This is a genomic window from Stenotrophomonas indicatrix, assembly GCA_041545745.1.
GTDB classification, from domain to species: domain Bacteria; phylum Pseudomonadota; class Gammaproteobacteria; order Xanthomonadales; family Xanthomonadaceae; genus Stenotrophomonas; species Stenotrophomonas indicatrix_A.
The window spans coordinates 3,811,785-3,830,913 of record CP168152.1; the positions used below are offsets into that span (position 1 = coordinate 3,811,785).

The 19,129-nt window shown below is 66.4% G+C and carries 13 protein-coding genes; 6 read left to right on the forward strand and 7 right to left on the reverse strand.

What is annotated here, in order from left to right; all coding sequences use genetic code 11:
• Nucleotides 1–33: 33 nt before the first annotated feature.
• The gene (locus ACEF39_RS17360; protein ID WP_500285958.1) at nt 34–951 is read left to right on the forward strand and encodes an LpxL/LpxP family Kdo(2)-lipid IV(A) lauroyl/palmitoleoyl acyltransferase; all 918 of its coding nucleotides are present in this window, start codon (nt 34–36) and stop codon (nt 949–951) included.
• Between the two features lie 109 nt (nt 952–1,060).
• On the opposite strand, the gene ACEF39_RS17365 is transcribed toward ACEF39_RS17360, so the two are convergent.
• From ACEF39_RS17365 to ACEF39_RS17380, 4 genes are all read right to left on the reverse strand, one after another.
• A complete protein-coding gene (locus ACEF39_RS17365) occupies nt 1,061–1,510 on the reverse strand; it encodes an REP-associated tyrosine transposase (RefSeq protein WP_500285959.1) in 450 nt (149 codons plus the stop codon).
• A gap of 378 nt (nt 1,511–1,888) precedes the next feature.
• On the reverse strand, nt 1,889–3,220 hold the full coding sequence (locus ACEF39_RS17370) for an O-antigen ligase family protein (RefSeq protein ID WP_500285960.1): 1,332 nt from the start codon (nt 3,218–3,220) through the stop codon (nt 1,889–1,891).
• Nucleotides 3,201–4,316, reverse strand: a complete 1,116-nt coding sequence (locus tag ACEF39_RS17375) for a glycosyltransferase (protein WP_500285961.1) — start codon at nt 4,314–4,316, stop codon at nt 3,201–3,203. Before ACEF39_RS17375 ends, ACEF39_RS17370 begins: the two co-directional genes overlap by 20 nt.
• Nucleotides 4,317–4,331: 15 nt before the next feature.
• On the reverse strand, nt 4,332–4,529 hold the full coding sequence (locus ACEF39_RS17380; RefSeq protein ID WP_025874129.1) for a zinc-finger domain-containing protein: 198 nt from the start codon (nt 4,527–4,529) through the stop codon (nt 4,332–4,334).
• A gap of 437 nt (nt 4,530–4,966) precedes the next feature.
• Between ACEF39_RS17380 and ACEF39_RS17385 the strand changes: the two genes are divergently transcribed.
• A complete protein-coding gene (locus ACEF39_RS17385) occupies nt 4,967–8,311 on the forward strand; it encodes a GH92 family glycosyl hydrolase (RefSeq protein WP_500285962.1) in 3,345 nt (1,114 codons plus the stop codon).
• Nucleotides 8,308–9,063, forward strand: coding sequence for a basic secretory protein-like protein (locus ACEF39_RS17390; RefSeq protein WP_500285963.1), 756 nt, complete (start codon nt 8,308–8,310; stop codon nt 9,061–9,063). Before ACEF39_RS17385 ends, ACEF39_RS17390 begins: the two co-directional genes overlap by 4 nt.
• 396 nt (nt 9,064–9,459) lie before the next feature.
• Here ACEF39_RS17390 and ACEF39_RS17395 read toward each other — a convergent pair whose 3' ends face one another.
• Nucleotides 9,460–11,751, reverse strand: coding sequence for an NADP-dependent malic enzyme (locus ACEF39_RS17395; protein WP_500285964.1), 2,292 nt, complete (start codon nt 11,749–11,751; stop codon nt 9,460–9,462).
• 229 nt (nt 11,752–11,980) lie between these two features.
• Nucleotides 11,981–13,336: a dicarboxylate/amino acid:cation symporter gene (locus tag ACEF39_RS17400; RefSeq protein ID WP_099820994.1), complete on the reverse strand. Its 1,356-nt coding sequence runs from the start codon at nt 13,334–13,336 to the stop codon at nt 11,981–11,983.
• A gap of 330 nt (nt 13,337–13,666) precedes the next feature.
• On the opposite strand from ACEF39_RS17400, the gene ACEF39_RS17405 reads away from it, so the two are divergent.
• The 3 genes from ACEF39_RS17405 (at nt 13,667) to ACEF39_RS17415 (ending at nt 18,411) form a co-directional block, all read left to right on the forward strand.
• A complete protein-coding gene (locus ACEF39_RS17405; protein ID WP_500285965.1) occupies nt 13,667–14,836 on the forward strand; it encodes an OprO/OprP family phosphate-selective porin in 1,170 nt (389 codons plus the stop codon).
• 68 nt (nt 14,837–14,904) lie between these two features.
• Nucleotides 14,905–17,556: a hybrid sensor histidine kinase/response regulator gene (locus ACEF39_RS17410; protein WP_500285966.1), complete on the forward strand. Its 2,652-nt coding sequence runs from the start codon at nt 14,905–14,907 to the stop codon at nt 17,554–17,556.
• Between the two features lie 105 nt (nt 17,557–17,661).
• Entirely contained in the window at nt 17,662–18,411 is a 750-nt protein-coding gene (locus ACEF39_RS17415) for a hypothetical protein (RefSeq protein ID WP_500285967.1), read from the forward strand.
• A 59-nt stretch (nt 18,412–18,470) separates the two neighbouring features.
• Here ACEF39_RS17415 and ACEF39_RS17420 read toward each other — a convergent pair whose 3' ends face one another.
• Nucleotides 18,471–19,127: a response regulator gene (locus ACEF39_RS17420; protein WP_180165958.1), complete on the reverse strand. Its 657-nt coding sequence runs from the start codon at nt 19,125–19,127 to the stop codon at nt 18,471–18,473.
• Nucleotides 19,128–19,129 lie beyond the last annotated feature (2 nt).

Here is a 19,129-nt window from a genome sequence, read left to right on the forward strand (position 1 = left end):
AAAGACACGCGGCCGGGTTGGTAGAATGGCGGCATGTCCGATGCCACCACCGCCGTCCGTCCGTCGCTGCGTGATCCACGCAACTGGCCGATGTTTGCCGTCATGTTCACAGCCTTCGGGATCGCCCGGCTGCCGTGGATGCTGCAGCGCGCGCTCGGCCGCGGGGTCGGCTCGATCGCCTGGCGCCTGGCCGGCAGCCGTCGTCATGCCGCCGAGGTCAATCTCAAGCTGTGCTTCCCCGAGAAGGACGAGGCCTGGCGCAAGCGGCTGGTGCGCGACAGCTTTGATGCACTGGGCGTGGGCATCTTCGAATGCGCGCGCTCCTGGTGGGGCAGCATCGACAGCATCCGCCCGCAGGTGCACATCGAGGGGCTGGAACACCTCAAGCAGATGCAGGCCGAAGGCCGCGGCGTGCTGCTGGTCTCGGGCCACTTCATGACCCTGGAGATGTGCGGCCGCCTGCTGTGCGACCACGTCGACCTGTCCGGCATGTACCGCAAGCACAAGAACCCGGTGTACGAGTGGGCGGTGAAGTTCGGCCGCCTGCGCTATGCCAAGGCGATGTACGCCAACGAGGACATCCGCGCGACGGTGCGCCACCTGAAGAAGGGCGGCTTCCTCTGGTACGCCCCCGACCAGGACATGCGCGGCAAGGACACCGTATTCGTGCCGTTCTTCGGCCACACCGCCTCCACCATCACCGCCACCCACCAGCTGGCGCGGATGACCGGTTGTGCGGTCATCCCCTACTTCCATCGCCGCGAAGGCGGGAAGTACTTCCTGAAAATCGGCGCGCCGCTGGAGAATTTCCCCAGCGAGGACGTCGAAGCCGATACCACACGGGTCAACCAGGCCATCGAACAGATGGTGCGCGAGGCCCCGGACCAGTACCTGTGGATCCATCGCCGCTTCAAGCGCCAGCCCGGTGGGCGGAGCGATTTCTACAAGTGAGATGATGGGCGGTCGGGAAGGCCCCATCCACGCATGGCGTGGATCCACGGACCGGCATTCCCAGTAGATCCACGCCATGCGTGGATGCTCTCCGCTCCGACAACGGAATCTACAACGGCCAACGACACCACGCATGCGGGTACTCCCCCAACTCGCCGGCCAGTCCGGCCCGCACCGGATTGCCCAGGATGTACATCGCCTTGTCATGAAGGGATTCATCGGTACGCACTGCATGGTCGTGGTAGCCGTGCTGCCACAGTGGTCCTTTCTGTCCCAGTTGCCGGTTCAGCAGCCGACCGCTGCGTGATTTGAGCACGGCCATGCACTGGGCCAGCGTTCCCTTCTGCAGTTCCATCAACCAGTGCAGGTGGTCGGGCATCACAACCCAGGCGAGGCTGTGACTGAAACCATTGCGTTCGATGAAGCGCAGGGTATCGACCAGGACCACCACGTTGGCGGCATCGGCGAAAAAGGGGGCACGGCCGTGGGTCGCCGTGGTCAGGGAATAGATGTTGCCTGTGCGGGAGTAGCGACCGTAACGGAGTCTGGGGCTGGCCATGGGCACAGACTGCGGGTTGCGCGACCCTGCGTGCATTGGCGAACGACCCTGCGGCAGGTCGGGAAAAGCCGCGCCGTCGGCCATTGTTCAAGGGAAAGCCCATCCACGCATGGCGTGGATCTACTGATGAGACACGACCATTCTCCCCGCGCAATCCAGTAGATCCACGCCATGCGTGGATACGCCCCCCTCCCCGCGCACTCCGGTAGATCCACGCCATGCGTGGATACGACCACCCGCCCCGCGTAATCCGGTAGATCCACGCCATGCGTGGATACGACCACCCACCCCGCGCAATCCAGTAGATCCACGCCATGCGTGGATACGCCCCCCTCCCCACGCACTCCGGTAAATCCACGCCATGCGTGGATGCGGACATTACGCGGCGCCCGGCTGATCGTCCGGTTCGCGCGCCAGCAACGTGCCGACGAACAGCGCGGCCAGCAGCACGGTCAGGCCGCCCCAGAACGCGGAATAGAACGCAAGGTGGGTATTGAGCGGGAACACGGTGACCGCCAGTGCGAGCATTGCCGGGCGTGCGCGCTCGCGCGCCGCTGCCGGGGCGAAGCGCCATGCCCGCCATGCCTGCGCCACCGCCGCCAGCCACAGCAACAGACCCAGCACACCGGTTTCGGCAAGGATTTCCAGCACGATCTGGTGGGCGTGCAGCGCCGGCATCGTGCCCCACACCGCCGGCCCTTCATCGGCAACGCAATGGGGATAGGCATCGCGGAAGCCACGTGCACCGACACCATTGATCGGATGCGCTTCGATCATGCAGGCCGCTGCGCTCCAGATGCGGGTACGACCGGACAGTGCCTGTTCGACCCCGTCCTCACCACCGCCCCAGGCCATTGCCGTGCGCGCCACACGCTCCCGCAGCTGCGGCACGCTGGCAGTCAGTACGCCCGCCGAGAGAACACCCACCAGCGCCAGCAGACCCAACCGCTTCCACCCCAGTTGGCGCACGCCGCTGTAGACAACCACCAGGCCGAAGGTGATCCATGAGGCACGGGAGCCGGCCAGCAGCAGCACCACGCCCACCGCAGCAGCGGCCAGCAGCCAGCCCGCATTGCCGAAACGGCGCGCCGCCGGCAACAACAGGAACGGCGAAAGACTGGCCAGCACCTGGCCGAATTTCAGGTTGCACGGCCCAAGCGCCCCGCTGAGACGATCAGCCAGCGCAGCTTCTTCAGGCGGGCATAGCGCGTGGCCGCTGATGGCCAGCTTGATCTGTTGCAGCGACCAGAACCATGGGCTGGTGCCTGCCAGTGCCTGCACCAGCGCGTCGAGCGTCCACAGCCCGGTGATCACCGCCAGTCCGCCCAGGGTCAAGCGCCGCCGCTGCGGGGTGGCCACGGCGATCGCCACCAGCCACATGAAGGGCAGATAGCGCAGCCCGGCCGCCGCTTTGGTCCAAGACGCCGACGGGTCGACGGCATCGAAGGCCGAGAACGCCTGCGGCAACCAGTAGCCAAGGAAAAGAATCGATGTCAGCGCCCACGCTGCCGGGCTCAGCAGATGCGGTCGATGCTGCACCCGGCGGATGACCATGCGTGCCGCGGCGTACACCGCTCCCAGGCCCAGCACCGTTTCGGCGATGCCTGGCAGCGGCCACAACGCAACGTAGGCCAGCACCCACCAGGGCGCCCAGCGGCCAGCGCGCTCGTCGCGCAGGATCGGCGCGGCGTCAGCCAGCGAGGTCGGCATAGAGGCGGAGGGTATCGCGCTGCATGGCCTGCAGGGTAAACGGGATACGGCCCGGCAGCGATGGCGGCTGTGCCAGCAGGGCCAGCGCACGTTCACCCAGCAGCTGCGCGTTGCCCAGCGGCACGGCGCCACTGGGTTGCAGCTGCTGCAGCAGTTCGCCGACCCCACCATGGTTCCAACCCAGCACCGGGCGACCGACCGACAACGCTTCGACCACGGTGCGACCAAAGGCTTCCGGTTTGTCCGACAGCTGCAGCACCAGATCGCTGGCGGCGTACGCCTGAGCGATGCGCGCGGTCGGCGTGCTGATGTGCACGGCGCTGGTAACGCCAAGCACCTCTGCCTGCCTGCGCAGTTCTGCCACATAGGCTTCCCGGCCAGGCTCGTCGGTGCCCAGCATCCACAGCTGTGCCGGCACGCCCGCTTTGCGGACATCGGCCAGCAACTGCAGCGCGTGGGCGTGGCCCTTCAGCCGGGTGCCGCGACCGGGCAGCAGCAGCAACGGTCCGTCGACCCGGGCCAGCCACGGGTAGTCCGTCGCCAGCGCCAGCCGGGGCCGCCGATCGGCGCGGGCCACACGTGGGAACTGACTGACATCCACCCCGCGCGGGATCACCTGCAGCCTGTCGCGTGCCACCGTCGGGTAATGCGTGTGCACGTAGTCGCGCACGCTATTGGATACACAGATCACGCGTTCGCCGCTGGTCATCACCGCGCTGTAGCGACCGGGCGAATTCAGCCCATGCACAGTGGTAACCCAATGCGGGCGCTGCGATGGCTGCATCGCACGGATCGCATACAGCCCCAGCCACGCTGGCAGGCGCGAACGGGCGTGGACAATGTCGGCGCCCACTTCGGTGAACAGGCGGCGCAGGGTCGGCAGATGGCGCAGCGTCAGCAGCGACTTGCGGCCGATATCCAGGGTCAGGTGCTCGCCACCGCTGTCGAGCAGAGGCTGCACCAGGCGCCCACCGGCCGACACTACCAGCGCGCGATGGCCGGCAGCGACCAGGGCCGCGGCGATTTCAAGGGTCGAGCGCTCGACGCCGCCGGAGTGCAGCGCCGGCAGCAACTGCACCACGGTCAATCGGCGCATCGAGGGGGCGGCCGCTTAGTCGGCCAGCACGAACACGGCGCCGCAGTAAGCACACTGCGCTTGCCCGTTGGGTTCGTCTTCGATCGGCAGGTACACCCGCGGATGCGAGTTCCACAGCGCCATTTCCGGAGTCGGGCAGCTCAGCGGCAGATCGCTGCGGTGCACGGTGTAGCGCTTTTCGGCGTTGGCGGGCGCGGTGGCGGTATGGCTCATGGCGGATGTCGATGAACGGATTGCGAGGCCTGCGATTCTAGCATCTGGGCCCGGCAAACACCGTGCGCTGCGTGGCCGCTGCGCGCGGCGGCCCGCTTCACCCCCACGCCCTGGCCCCGCCATGCAACCGCCCTGCCCGCTCCCCGGCGGCGGTGCCGAGCCACGGCGGCAGGAAATCCCCAAGCGCACCAGTCAGTTCCGCGCGGAATCGGTCGTCGTTCGAATTTCCCGCATTTGGATCGAACTAAATGGCACTTGTCAGGGCGCTGCCGGCTGTTGCAGCATCGGCAGCGATCCATTCCTGACCCGATCGCATGGCCCGCCCCCCACCGGACCTGCATCGCCTCCCGACTGCCCCGTGGCGGACGGGGCGATGCTGTCCGTGGTGTTCGCCGATGCGGGTTCTGCCTGCCGCCTGCCCTACCGGGAGACCCTGCATGACCCTGTCCGATCCGCGCCGCGCCCTGCTTCCGCTCGCCCTGGCCCTGGCCTGTGCGACCACTGCGACGCCGGTGCTGGCGCAAGGGCTGCAGACCTCCTTCGAACCGGGGGAGCCGGCACCGGCCAGATCCGCTGGCGCGCTGTCCGTCGACGTCGGCAGCGGCCCTGGCGCGCCGTACGCGGCCAAGCGCAACGTCGGCTACAGCGGCCTGCATGCGTTGCACTACAGCGCCAATGGCGGCCAGGCGCGCCGCGAACTGTTCAAGACCGATCTGCCCATCGACGCCGACAGCACGCTGTCCTGGCTGGTACTGCCGGAGATCGTCGGCAAGGACACCGTGGCCTCCACCTATGTCTCGCTGGACCTGCTGCTGGACGATGGCAGCCGCGTATCCGCCAGCGGCGCGCGCGACCAGCACGGCGTGGCGCTTGGCGCACAGACGCAGGGCGACTCGAAAACGCTGTATCCGCAGCAGTGGGCGCGCAAGGCGGTACGCCTGGGCGATGTGCCCGCGTTGAAGGGTCGCCGCGTGATCGCCATCGAGCTCGAGGTGGCCAGCGCCGATGGCGCCCCCGTGTCGGGCTGGATCGACGACGTGCGCCTGGACGTGCAGACACGGCAGGCGCCGCAGCGTGTCTCCGACTGGGTGCTGACCACGCGCGGAACCCAAGCCAACGGCACGTTCTCGCGCGGGAACAACTTCCCGGCCACCGCTGTACCGCACGGCTTCAACTTCTGGACGCCGGTGACCGATGCCGGCGCACTGAACTGGCTGTACCGTTGGAACGAGCAGAACGATGCGAAGAACCGGCCGCAGCTGCAGGCGCTCGCCCTGAGCCACCAGCCCAGCCCGTGGATGGGCGACCGCCAGACCTTCCAGGTGATGCCCTCCGCCATGCGCGGTGTGCCTGAAGCTGATCGCAGCAAGCGGGCGCTGTCCTTCGACCGCGCACAGGAAAGCGCGCGCCCGTATCGCTACGACGTGCGCTTCGACAACGGCATCGCCGCGTCCATCGCCCCTACCGACCATGCCGCGCTGTTCCGCTTCGAGTTTCCCGCAGGTGGCGACGCCAACCTGCTGTTCGACAACGTCGATGCGCGTGGTGGGCTGACCCTCGACGCCGCCACGCAGACGTTGTCCGGCTACACCGATACCCGCAGCGGCCTGTCCAACGGCGCCACCCGCATGTACGTGGTCGCCAGCTTCGACAAGCCGTGGCGCAGCAGCGGCCAGATCGGCACCGGCCGCCCGACCGGCTACATCAAGTTCGACGCAGGCAGCGAGCGCCGGGTGACGATGCGCATCGCCACCTCGTTGATCTCGGTCGAGCAGGCGCGGCACAACCTGGCACTGGAACTGGCCGCCGCCGATACGCTGGAAAGCGTGGCCGGACGTGCACAGGATGCGTGGGATGCGCGCCTGGCCCGTTTCGACATCGGCAATGCCAGTGATGACCAGAAGACCACGCTGTACTCCAGCCTGTACCGGCTGTACCTGTACCCCAATTCCGGCCACGAGAATGTGGGCACCGCCGCCGCGCCCGAGTGGCGCTATGCCAGCCAGGCCAGCGCCGCCGATGACAACACCGACGGCAGCGCGACGCGCAGTTTCGCACCGGTGCGCGACGGCAAGGTCTTCGTCAACAACGGCTTCTGGGACACGTTCCGCACCACCTGGCCGGCGTATGCCCTGTTCACCCCGGATGATGCCGGGCAGCTGGTACAGGGGTTCATCGAGCAGTACCGCGCCGGAGGTTGGGTCGCGCGCTGGTCCTCGCCGGGCTACGCGGACCTGATGGTCGGCACCAGCTCGGACGTGGCCTTCGCCGATGCATGGCTGAAGGGCATCGGTGGCTTCGATCCGGAAGAGGCCTATGCCGCAGCACTGAAGAACGCCACCGTCGTGCCGCCGGACCGCCATGTCGGCCGCAAGGGCATGGATCGCTCAACGTTCCGCGGCTACGCCAGCGCCGACGTGCACGAGGGCATGTCGTGGACGATGGAAGGTGCGCTCAATGATTTCGGCATCGCCAACATGGCCGAAGCGCTGGCCAAGCGCGCGACGACACCGTCCGCGCGCGAACGCTACGCCACCGAAGCCGACTACTTCCGCTACCGCGCCGCCAGCTACGCGACGATGTTCGATCCGGCCACCGGCTTCTTCCAGGGCCGCAGGCCCGATGGCAGCTGGCGCCTGCAGGCCAAAGATTACGACCCGCGCGTGTGGGGCCACGACTACACCGAATCCAATGGCTGGACGTTCGCCTTCACCGCCGCGCACGATGGCGAAGGCCTGGCCGCGCTGTACGGTGGCCGCGACAAGCTGGCCGCCAAGCTCGACACCTTTTTCGCCACGCCGGAAACCGCCGACGCCGCGTTTGCCGGCTCCTACGGCGGCACCATCCACGAAATGACCGAAGCGCGCGACGTGCGCATGGGCATGTACGCGCACAGCAACCAGCCGGCACACCACATCCCGTGGATGTACCTGTATGCCGGACAGCCGTGGAAGACCCAGCAGCATGTACGCGAGATCCTGTCGCGGCTGTATGTCGGCAGCGAGATCGGCCAGGGCTACCCGGGCGACGAGGACAACGGCGAGACCTCGGCGTGGTACGTGCTGGCCTCGCTGGGCCTGTATCCGCTGCGGATGGGTGCGCCGGAGTACGTGATTGGTTCGCCGGCATTCCAGCATGCGCGCGTCGAGCTGCAGGGCGGCGCGGTGTTGACCGTCAATGCACCGCAGAATTCGCCTGCGAACGTGTACGTGCAGTCGCTGAAGATCAACGGCAAGCCGTGGACCAAGACCTGGGTGCCGCACGACGTGATCGCCAAGGGCGCAACCCTGGACTTCGTGATGGGCCCGCAGCCCTCACGCTGGGGCAGCGGCATGGATGATGTGCCGCGCTCGCTGACCGCGCGTGGCCAGCGACCGCAACTGCTGCACGATCTTCTGGGCGGCGGCGCGCAGGCAACGCTGGCCGACGGTCGCGCCCTGCCCGCGCTGGTGGACGACGATGCCACGACGGCAGTGCCGCTGGGTGGTGGCGCGACCATCGCGCTGAGCCACGTGGGCGATGGCGTACCGACGATGTACACGCTGACCAGCGGTGATGGCGCCATCCGCGGCGGCGAGTGGACGCTGGAAGCACGTGCTGGCAATGGGCGTTGGGTAACGCTGGACCAGCGACGCGGCGAAGATTTCAGCTCGGCCCGGCAGACCCGCCCGTTCCGTATCGCTTCGCCCTCACGCTACGCCGAGTACCGTCTGCGCCTGGCTGCGCCGGGGCGCCTGCAGCTGGCCGAGATCGAACTGTTGGCGCCCTCCCCCCTACAATGACGTCCATGCGCCTACGTTTCCTCCCCCTCGCTCTTGCCGCCCTTGTATTTCCAAGTCTCAGCCACGCACAGCCGCAGACCCAGGCCTTCGATGGCCAGGTCAGCCGTGACGGGGTAACGCTGTACTACCAGGACGCCACTGGCGCGCTGCCCGCGCCGGTACGCAAGCGCATCATCGATACGTTCTACTTCGCCTACCTGCGCGAGCGTACGGACTTCCGCCCGGCCGCGCCGAACGAAGTGCGCATCGTGATCGATCCGGCGTACAACGGCGTTGCCTTCGTCGGCGACAAGGACAAGGCCAGCACCATCACCATCAATCCGGGCTGGCTGGTCCAGCACCCGGATGACATCGATCTGGTGACCCACGAAGCGATGCACATCGTGCAGGGCTACCCCAGCTACGGCGACAAGCGCGTGCCGGGCTGGCTGGTGGAGGGCATCGCCGACTACGCGCGCGATCGCTACGGCATGAACAACGCCGCTGCGGGCTGGGCGTTGCCGGACAAGCTGAGCCAGGGCCAGACGGTGGAAAGTGGCTATCGGGTAACCGGTGCCTTCCTGAAGTGGGCCGAAGCGGCGCACCCGGGGCTGGTGCTGGCACTGGACAAGGATCTGCGCGACGGGCGCTATGCACCCGCGCTATGGCAGAAGCACACCGGCAAGACCCTGCCGGCGCTGTGGGCGGAGTATGCCAAGCCGCGCTCCCCGGCCCCTGCGCCGCCGCCCGCACGACGCGCGAAGCGGCGGTAAGTCCGACGCTGCCGGGGCGATGCCCCGGCCTTCAACGCGAATGCACGAAGCCGGCGTACAGCGCGAACAGCTGCTGGAAATACCGTTTGCTCACTCGACTGCGCATGACACTGCTCCGCCCATGGAAAGTTGGTCGGGCCCAGGGTGGGAAGGCCGGTCCGGTCCCTTCCCACGGCCAGGCCGCGTGGGCGTATTGGGCCGCAGCGAGATTGCAGGGCGATTACCGGGCGGCTGCAGTTCTCCCGTAGCGCCGGGCCATGCCCGGCGGAATGCGAGAAGCGCCGCGCTGCGCGCTCGCCGGGCATGGCCCGGCGCTACCCGATCCGGTTTCCGCGGGGCGGAAACAGAAACGCGCCCCGAAGGACGCGTTTCTGCAGATCGCAGCGGAACGAAGGCTTACGCCTTCTTTTCCGCTTCGATCTGTTTGCGGATCTGCGCATCGACTGCGGCAATCGCGGTCATGTTCAGGATCCGGCGCGAGGTCGCGCTGGTGGTCAGGATGTGCACCGGCTTGTTGACGCCCATCAGGATCGGACCGATCGCCACGCCATCGGTGAACACGCGCACCAGGTTGTAGGCGATGTTGGCCGCTTCCAGGTTCGGCAGCACGAACAGGTTGGCACGGCCCTGCAGGGTCGAGCCCGGCAGCAGCTTCTGGCGCAGGGCTTCATCCCATGCGGTGTCGCCCTGCATTTCGCCGTCCACGTTCAGACGCGGGTTGCGCTTGAGCAGCAGCTCGCGCACCTGGCGCATCTTCAGCGCATCCTTCGAATCGTGGCTGCCGAAGTTGGAGTGCGACAGCAGGGCCACCTTCGGCTCGACGCCGAACAGCTTCATGCGGTACGCCGCCTGCAGGGTCGCTTCGCACAGCTGCTCGGCGGTCGGGTCTTCCTGCACGTGGGTATCGACGAAGAAGAACACACCCTGCTGGTTGATCACGCCGGTCATCGCCGAGGTCGAGGTGACCTTCGATTCCAGCGGCAGCACGCTGCGCACGTAGCCCAGCTTCTTGTGGAAGCGGCCGACTATGCCGGTCAGCATCGCATCGGCTTCGCCACGGGCCACCATCACTGCAGCGATCAGGGTCGGGCGCGAACGCATCAGGTTCTTGGCGGCGGCCACGGTGACGCCACGACGGCCGGTCAGGCCGTGGTAGTACTGCCAGTATTCGTTGAAGCGCGGGTCGTCATTGATGTTGGTGACTTCAATGTTCTCGCCGATCTTCAGGCGCAGGCCGAGGCGTTCGATGCGCGATTCGATCACTTCCGGGCGGCCGATCAGGATCGGATGTGCCAGGCCGTCATCGACCACGTTCTGCACTGCCTGCAGCACCACTTCCTCTTCGCCTTCGGCATACACCACGCGCTGCTTGTCGCTGCGCGCGCGGTCGTAGACCGGCTTCATCATCAGGCTGGTGCGGTAGACGAACTGCGACAGCTTCTGCCGGTAGGCTTCCATGTCGGTGATCGGACGGGCCGCCACGCCCGAATCCATCGCGGCCTGGGCCACGGCAGCCGACAGCTCCACCAGCAGGCGACGGTCGAACGGACGCGGGATCAGGTACTCGCGGCCGAAACTGGGGGTCTCACCGCCATAGGCCGAGCCCATGTCGGTGGCAGCGCGACGGGCCAGCGCCGCGATCGCGCGCACGCAGGCGATCTTCATTTCCTCGTTGATCGCGGTCGCACCGACGTCCAGCGCACCGCGGAACAGGTACGGGAAGCACAGCACGTTGTTGACCTGGTTCGGGTAGTCCGAACGGCCGGTACCGATGATCGCGTCCGGACGTGCGGCGCGCACCAGTTCCGGCATGATTTCCGGGGTCGGGTTGGCCAGGGCGAAGATCACCGGATCCGGCGCCATCGTCTTGACCATCTCGGCAGTCAGGATGCCCGGTGCCGACAGGCCTAGGAAAATGTCCGCGCCGTCGACGATCTCGGCCAGGGTGCGCTTGTCGGTATCGCGCGCATAGCGCTGCTTTTCCGGGTCCAGGTCGGTACGGCCGGTGTGGATCACGCCTTCGCGGTCGAAGGCCAGGATGTTCTCCGGCTTCAGGCCCAGCTGCACCAGCATGTTCACGCAGGAAATGCCGGCCGCGCCCATGCCCGTGGTCGCCAGCTTCACTTCTTCGATCTTCTTGCCGGTGATCGCCATGGCGTTCAGCACCGCGGCACCGACGATGATCGCCGTGCCGTGCTGGTCGTCATGGAACACCGGAATCTTCATGCGCTCGCGCAGCTTGCGCTCGACGATGAAGCACTCCGGTGCCTTGATGTCTTCCAGGTTGATGCCGCCGAAGGTCGGCTCCAGCGAGGCGATGATGTCGACCAGCTTGTCCGGGTCGTTCTCGTCCACTTCGATGTCGAACACATCGATGCCGGCGAACTTCTGGAACAGCACGCCCTTGCCTTCCATCACCGGCTTGCCGGCCAGTGCGCCGATGTTGCCCAGGCCCAGCACTGCGGTGCCGTTGGAGATCACCGCCACCAGGTTGCCGCGGGCGGTCAGCTCGCTGGCCTGCTGCGGATCTGCCTTGATCGCTTCACAGGCGTACGCCACGCCCGGCGAATACGCCAGCGACAGGTCGCGCTGGGTCAGCATGGGCTTGGTAGCGGAAACCTTGATCTTGCCGGGTGGAGACATCCGGTGGTAATCGAGGGCGGCCTGTTTGAAATCTTCGTTGGACATCGATGTGGGTTACATGAATGGGCAGAAGGGACAGGGGATCATACCCCCGTTGGAGCGGTCGGACCTGTCGCTATGCTGTCGCAGTGATGCTGCGACCGCACAATTCCATGGCGTATGCGACGTTACCAGAGCACAGCTTCGGCGCTGGCGATGACAGCCGTGGGACGCCTTGAAACGCTGCGGGGCCGTGCCACTGTCGTGACCGGCCCCGCAGTACCACACACCCGGATCAGCCCTTGGCGGGCAGCGCCTCGGTCATTGCCAGCGGCACGGCATCGACCGGCGGCGGCAGTTCGCTTTCGCGACCATCCAGCGCCAGCTTCAGGCGGTCGCGGTCCAGCGCACCTTCCCAGCGCGAGACCACCACCGTGGCCACCGCGTTGCCGATGAAGTTGGTCAGCGAGCGGCACTCGCTCATGAAGCGGTCCACGCCCAGGATCAGCGCCATGCCGGCCACCGGCACTTCCGGTACCACCGCCAGGGTGGCGGCCAGAGTGATGAAGCCGGCACCGGTGACGCCGGCCGCGCCCTTGGAGCTGAGCATCGCCACCAGCAGCAGCGCGATCTGGTGGCCCAGGGTCAGTTCGGTGTTGGTGGCCTGGGCGATGAACAGCGCGGCCAGGGTCATGTAGATGTTGGTGCCGTCCAGGTTGAACGAGTAGCCGGTGGGAACCACCAGGCCGACCACCGACTTGCTGCAGCCGGCACGTTCCATCTTCTCCATCAGCGACGGCAGCGCCGACTCCGACGACGAGGTGCCCAGCACCAGCAGCAGCTCGGCCTTCAGGTAGCGGGCCAGCTTGAACACCGAGAAACCACACAGGCGGCAGACCACGCCCAGGATCACCGCAACGAACAGGAAGGCGGTGAGGTAGAACGAGCCGACCAGCCAGGCCAGGTTGACCAGCGAGCCAACGCCGTACTTGCCGATGGTGAAGGCGATGGCGCCGAAGGCACCGATCGGTGCGGCCTTCATCAGGATGTGCACCAGCTTGAATACCGGCGCGACCAGCGCTTCCAGGAAGTTCTGGATCGGCTTGCCCTTCTCACCCACCGAGGCCAGCGCGATGCCGAACAGCACCGCCACGAACAGCACCTGCAGGATGTTGCCGTCAACGAAGGCACTGAGCAGCGTCTTCGGGATGATGTCCATCAGGAAGCCGACCAGGGTCAGGTCGTGCGACTTCTCGACGTAGCTGTGCACCGCGGTCTGGTCCAGCTCGGCCGGGTTGATGTTCATGCCGGCGCCGGGCTGCACCACGTGCGCCACGATCATGCCGACGATCAGCGCCAGCGTGGAGAAGAACAGGAAGTACGCCATCGCCTTGGCGAACACCCGGCCCACCGTACGCAGATGGGTCATGCCGGCGATGCCGGTGACGATGGTCAGGAAGATCACCGGCGCGATGATCATCTTCACCAGGTTGATGAAGGCATCGCCGAGCGGCTTCATCTTCTCGCCGATCAGCGGCTCGTAGTGGCCGAGGACAGCGCCCAGGACGATCGCCACGATCACCTGGAAATACAGCTGGCGGTAGAGCGGCAACGGCTTGCTGGGCACCGGCGCAGCGGTCGGGATGTGCATGGCGGACTCCGGAAGGGGCGTTTTCAGGCACGTACGGCCCCGGAAGTGCACGGGAACCGTTACCGTGGAAACTGATCGCACGCCCCCTTGATTGCAGGCGCGGGGTGCGACCAATGGACGCCTTTGTACGCGCCACGCACCGCCACGCAGATAACCTATTGGTACTAGCCCCCCGGTTCAGGTGGCTGCGCTGCCTACACTGGCGCCGCACCGCTGATCGCGGGGATGCCGGTGGCCCGACCTGAACGGCCGGGCGCGTCATTGCGAAAGTTCCGGCCATTGCGGCCGTTGTTGTCCTGTCCACACGCAATCTGAGAGAGCCGCACCATCATGCGCCCGATTCCCACCTTGCTCGCCCTTTCCCTGGCGGCGCTTCCCGCCTTCGCTTCGGCTGCCGATTTCGACAACTGGCCGACCAAGTACACCTTCGGCGACGGCACCGAACTGGCCGCCACCGCCAACATCGCCTACGACTACAACGACTTCTCGTCCGCCAGCGGCATCGAGGACGACGACGCGGTGCGCCGCAAGGAATTCGGCGCGACCCTGAAAAAGAAGGGCGTGTACGACGCGATGGTCTACTACGACTTCCAGGCCGATACCTGGCTGGACGTGTTCGTGCGCTTCGAGAGCAAGGCATTCTTCGGCCGCGATGTCGGCCGCTTCCGCTTCGGCTACATGAAGACCCCGGTCGGCCTGGATGCGAACACCTCCTCGCGCGCCGGCAGCTTCCTGGAAACTTCGCTGCCCGTGCAGGCGTTCTACGCAGGCCGCCGCACCGGCGTGGAATGGGTGCTGGAGCGTCCGCAGTACCTGCTGCAGGCCGGCGCCTATGGCGGCAAGGACCTGCAGGGCGACAACCCCGGCACCACCCAGGCGGTGCGTGCGGTGTGGACGCCGGTGAAGGCGCCGGGTGACGTGATCCACCTGGGCCTGGCCTATTCGCAGGAAAACCCGCGTGGTTACCACGATGGCCGCGACGTCCACCACGAAGCCAGCGCGCGCTTGCGCGCCCGTCCGGAAGCCGGCCTGACCGACATCCGCCTGGTCGATTCCGGGGCCTTGGTCACTGCCGACCAGATCCGCCGCACTGGCCTGGAAGGTATCTGGATCCGCGGTCCGTTCTCGCTGCAGGCCGAAGCGCTGCAGGCCACCGTTACCCGCAATGATGGCAAGCCCGACTACACCGGCCACGGCCAGTACGCGATGGCCAGCTGGGTGCTGACCGGCGAATCGCGCCCGTACAACGCCGGCGCCGTTGCCAACATCAAGCCGGCGCACGACTACGGTGCGGTGGAACTGGTGGCCCGCTACAGCCGCCTGGACCTGGACGACGGCAGCATCCTCGGCGGCCGCCAGCACGACCTGACCCTGGGCGCGAACTGGTACCTGACCAGCCACTTCAAGTTCCAGGCCAACTACGTGAAGGTCGACGCCAGCCGTCGCGGTGTGCACAGCACCCCGGAGATCTTCGAACTTCGCGCGCAGATGCACTTCTGATCCCTTCCACGTGTCAGATCCCGGCGGTCGTGTACACCGCGCCCGCCGGCCCTGCGTAGACTGCCGCCATGTATTGGCTGAGCCGCCACCGCCTGCAGTTGCTGACCATTCTGGTGATGGTGGCCGGCACCGTGCTGTCCGCGGTCGCCGCCGGCCACTACGCCTGGCGTCGCGCCTTGGGCACGGAAAGCGCGCAGGTGCAGCGCCAGCTGCAGCTGTACGGCCAAGGGCTGCAACAGCGCATCGACCGGTTCGGCACCCTGCCGCAGGTGATGGCGCTGGACCCGGACCTGCTGCATGCATTGCAGGTGCCGCCCTCACCCGCCGAGCGGCAGCGCCTGAACCTGAAACTGCAGCGCGCCAACCAGGTCACCCGCACCTCGACGTTGACCCTGGTCGGCCGCGATGGCGTGGCCGTGGCTGCCAGCAACTGGGACCAGCCCACCAGCAACGTCGGCGAGGACTACAGCTATCGCCCGTACTACCAGCAGGCACTGGCCCATGGCCGTGGCCGCTTCTACGGCATCGGCATGACCACCGGCGTGCCCGGCTATTTCATGTCCGAGGCCATCCTGGACGCGGACAGCCAGCGGATCGGCGTGATCGTTATCAAGATCGAGCTGTCCGCGCTGGAACAGGAATGGTTGAGCAGCCCGGACGTGGTGCTGACCAGCGACAACCACGACGTGGTGTTCCTGGCCAACCGCGATGCCTGGCGCTACCGCCTGCTGCGCCCGCTCGGCACGGAGGAACGCAACGAGATGCGTGCGGCGCGGCAGTATGCCGATCGCTCGCTGCAACCGCTGCGCGTGCGCACCGAAGATGTGCTGGCCGATGGCGGCCGCATGGTCCGCCTGCTCGACCCGGCGCTGCCACAGGCGATGCTGTGGCAGACCCTGGCGCTGCCCGACGAAGACTGGAGCCTGCACCTGCTGCACGACGCCAGCGCGGCCACCAGTGCCGGCCGGGACGCGGCACTGGCCGGCGCCGCCGCATGGTTGGCGCTGGGTTTCCTGGTGCTGTTCGTGCAGCAACGGCGTCGCCTGTCCAGGCATCGCCAGCGCAGCCGGCGCGAACTGGAAACCCTGCTCAAACAGCACGCCCAGGAGCTGCGCACCGCCCAGGACGGCCTGCTGGAAGCCGCCACCGACGCCGACGTTGGCTTGAGCCGCAGCCTCGAACATCTGCCACAGGGCGTGGTGGTGATCGACAAGGAGCAGCGTCTGGTGGCGTGGAATTCGCGCTATCTGGAGCTGTTCCGTTTCCCGGCGGGGCTGGTGCGGGTGGGCCGCCCGATCGAAGAACTGTTCCGTTTCAACGCACGTCGTGGCCTGTTGGGCCCCGGTCCGATCGACGAGGCCATCGAACGCCGTCTGACCCACCTGCGCAGCGGCCGCCCGCATATGCGCGAGAGCGAGAAGGACGACGGCACGGTGCTGGAGATCCGCGGCAACCCGCTGCCCGATGGTGGCTTCGTCACCAGCTATGCCGACATCACCAGCTACAAGAACGCCGCACGCGAACTGCGCTCGCTGGCCGATGCGCTGGAACACCGCGTGGCCGAACGCACCCAGGATCTGGACGAAGCCCGCCGCGAAGCCGAACAGGCCAACCGCTACAAGACCCGCTTCGTGGCCTCGGCGGTGCACGACCTGCTGCAGCCGCTGAATGCCGCGCGCATGTTCGTGTCGGTGCTGCGCGGGAAGTTGAGTGACCCCGCACAGCAACAGACCAGCGACCATATCGACGCCGCACTGGCCGCGCAGGATGCGATCCTCAACAGCCTGCTGGATATTTCACGGCTGGAGTCGGGGTCGTTGCAGGTCCGGGTGCGCGCATTCGCGCTGTCTCCCTTGCTGGAAACCCTGGCGCGCGAGTTCGGCATCGCCGCACAGAGCCGTGGTCTGCAGCTTGACTGGGTGGACACCCGCGCGGTGGTGGTCAGCGACGAAGCGCTGCTGCGGCGCATCCTGCAGAATTTCCTGTCCAATGCGCTGCGCTACACGCCACATGGACGCGTGCTGATCGGCTGTCGGCGCGCAGGTGACCAGCTCCGCATCGAGGTGCATGACCAGGGCCCGGGTATTCCGGAAAGCCTGCAGGGCGAGATTTTCGAAGAGTTCCGTCGCTTGAATGACGGCGTGGAGCAGGAGCGTGGCGCCGGCCTGGGCCTGGCCATCGTCGAGCGCATCGGCCGCCTGCTCGGCCACCGCATCAGCCTGCGTTCCACGCTGGGCAAGGGCAGCGTGTTCGCCGTCAGCGTGGCACTCGGACGCGCCGACGAGGTGATTGCACCGCCGGCAGCGCCGGTCATCGCGACCGAGCCGTCTGATGACAGCCCACTGCGCCAATGTAGGGTATGGAGCATCGATGATGACCCGCATGTCTGTGCGGCGACCCGTGCCCTGCTGGAACGCTGGGGCTGCAATGTGGAACTTGCCGACGGCCCGCAGGGCGCGGTGGAAATCGCCAGCGCGTTGAACGTGCCGCAGCTGTTGCTGCTGGACGTGCGCATGGGGCAGTGGCACGGACCGGACCTGTATGAAGCGCTGTGCACGCTATGGCAGGCGCGGCCGCCGGTGATCCTGGTGACCGCCGAGCGCGATGATGCGCTGAAGGCGCATGCTGCCGAGAACGGTTGGGGCTTCCTGCTCAAGCCCGTGCGGCCACCGGCGCTGCGTGCATTGATGACGCAGTTGCTGTTGCGGCATCGCGGGTAAAGGTGTTGCACCACGCGAAGACCCTCGGCCGCTCCTTGAGAGGAGGCTGAAAAGCGACCCACCCATGGATAGAGGATGGGCATAGTCTGAACAGCAGACGAGCAATTGTCCTACTTACCACCGTTGCTGAAGATCAGAAAATTACATGACCGGGCCAATCGGCCAGCCAGACCAGAGGCATTGATCGTGCCCGCTTCTCCCGCACCTCCTGCATTTACAAGATATTTCGGCCCGATCGTGGCGACGCTTCTCGGCCTTTGCTGCAGCGGATGCATCGATGGAAAATCATCGAAAGCAGACGGAAATCAACAGAGAACTACAGAAGAAAGCAGCATCAGCCAGCGTCACCCAGACACCCCCGACCCAGCCAACCCGCGTGGCCCCACATTGTCGAATCAGAGCATTTCGGCGTCGGCCGGCAATCGCACGGAACGCACATTCGAGCACCTCCAGGTCGAGTCTGGATTCATGGCAAACAGAGGCATCTCAAGCCAGACTGCTGAAGACCTTCTGCGGTCCAGCCGTAGTACCTATGATGCAATCGATCGCATGACCATCGACGCAGCATCCAGCCCTGATGCGCAGGACCTGGCCAGGCACTATCGATCGTCTCTCATGCGCGCAATGGATCAGAACGCCGTTCTTGAGCGCCTTGCGTGCGGCCTGAGCATATGCATTGGTATCGCTCGAGCCCGAAGCAATGCCGATCACGAGGCATGGGGCCAGAGGCTGGTGTCAGACCGATCGTCTCCCACATACAGCTACGCGGAAGTAGCTGAGGGTATCGGTACGGGATACGAAAACAGATTCATGTTCTCTATCGATCCGGAACTGAACTCGATCAGCGGAAACTGATCGAGGAAGCGGAACAGAATCAACACCGACTCAGTACATCATTCGATGTCCTGCCGCGATCAGCCATCCAACCCGGCGCGCGCATCGCCTTCCGGCTCCAGTGCCTTCACCAACACCGCAGCCTGGGTACGGCTGTGGCACTCGAGCTTCTTCAGGATGGCGGTGACATGCACCTTCACCGTGTTCTCGGCCAACCCCAGCTCATAGGCAATCTGCTTGTTGAGCAGCCCATCAGCCAGGCACAGCAGTACCCGGAACTGCTGCGGCGTCAGCTGCGCCAAACGGCTGGCCAGCAGCGCGTCGGCCTCGGAACGCTCAGCCGCCATCGCCGGGAACCACAGGCCACCATCAAGTACCGCCGCCACGGCTTCACCGATGGTTTCGGCAGGCGCGGACTTGGGAATGAAACCGGCGGCGCCGAATTGCTGCGCGCGACGGATCACCCGCGGATGATCGTTGGAGGACAGGATCACCACCGGGATGTCCGGGTGCGAACCGCGCACGTGCAGCAGCGCGGAGAAACCGTGTGCGCCAGGCATGGTCAGGTCCAGCAGCACCAGATCCACATCGGGCTGTGCGTCCAGCGCCGCAGCCAGTGCTTCGGCACTGGCGACCTCGCGCACCTGCGCCAGCGGCAGGCTCTGCCGCAATGACTGCACCACCGCCGAACGCAGCAGCGGATGGTCATCGGCGATCAGGATGGTGTATTCGCTCATGG

Excerpts from the sequence above, each read along its gene's own strand:
- ACEF39_RS17360 (WP_500285958.1), top strand. The coding sequence starts at position 34 with ATGTCCGATGCCACCACCGCCGTCCGTCCGTCGCTGCGTGATCCACGC.
- ACEF39_RS17365 (WP_500285959.1), bottom strand. The coding sequence starts at position 1,510 with ATGGCCAGCCCCAGACTCCGTTACGGTCGCTACTCCCGCACAGGCAAC.
- ACEF39_RS17370 (WP_500285960.1), bottom strand. The coding sequence starts at position 3,220 with ATGCCGACCTCGCTGGCTGACGCCGCGCCGATCCTGCGCGACGAGCGC.
- ACEF39_RS17375 (WP_500285961.1), bottom strand. The coding sequence starts at position 4,316 with ATGCGCCGATTGACCGTGGTGCAGTTGCTGCCGGCGCTGCACTCCGGC.
- ACEF39_RS17380 (WP_025874129.1), bottom strand. The coding sequence starts at position 4,529 with ATGAGCCATACCGCCACCGCGCCCGCCAACGCCGAAAAGCGCTACACC.
- ACEF39_RS17385 (WP_500285962.1), top strand. The coding sequence starts at position 4,967 with ATGACCCTGTCCGATCCGCGCCGCGCCCTGCTTCCGCTCGCCCTGGCC.
- ACEF39_RS17390 (WP_500285963.1), top strand. The coding sequence starts at position 8,308 with ATGACGTCCATGCGCCTACGTTTCCTCCCCCTCGCTCTTGCCGCCCTT.
- ACEF39_RS17395 (WP_500285964.1), bottom strand. The coding sequence starts at position 11,751 with ATGTCCAACGAAGATTTCAAACAGGCCGCCCTCGATTACCACCGGATG.
- ACEF39_RS17400 (WP_099820994.1), bottom strand. The coding sequence starts at position 13,336 with ATGCACATCCCGACCGCTGCGCCGGTGCCCAGCAAGCCGTTGCCGCTC.
- ACEF39_RS17405 (WP_500285965.1), top strand. The coding sequence starts at position 13,667 with ATGCGCCCGATTCCCACCTTGCTCGCCCTTTCCCTGGCGGCGCTTCCC.
- ACEF39_RS17410 (WP_500285966.1), top strand. The coding sequence starts at position 14,905 with ATGTATTGGCTGAGCCGCCACCGCCTGCAGTTGCTGACCATTCTGGTG.
- ACEF39_RS17420 (WP_180165958.1), bottom strand. The coding sequence starts at position 19,127 with ATGAGCGAATACACCATCCTGATCGCCGATGACCATCCGCTGCTGCGT.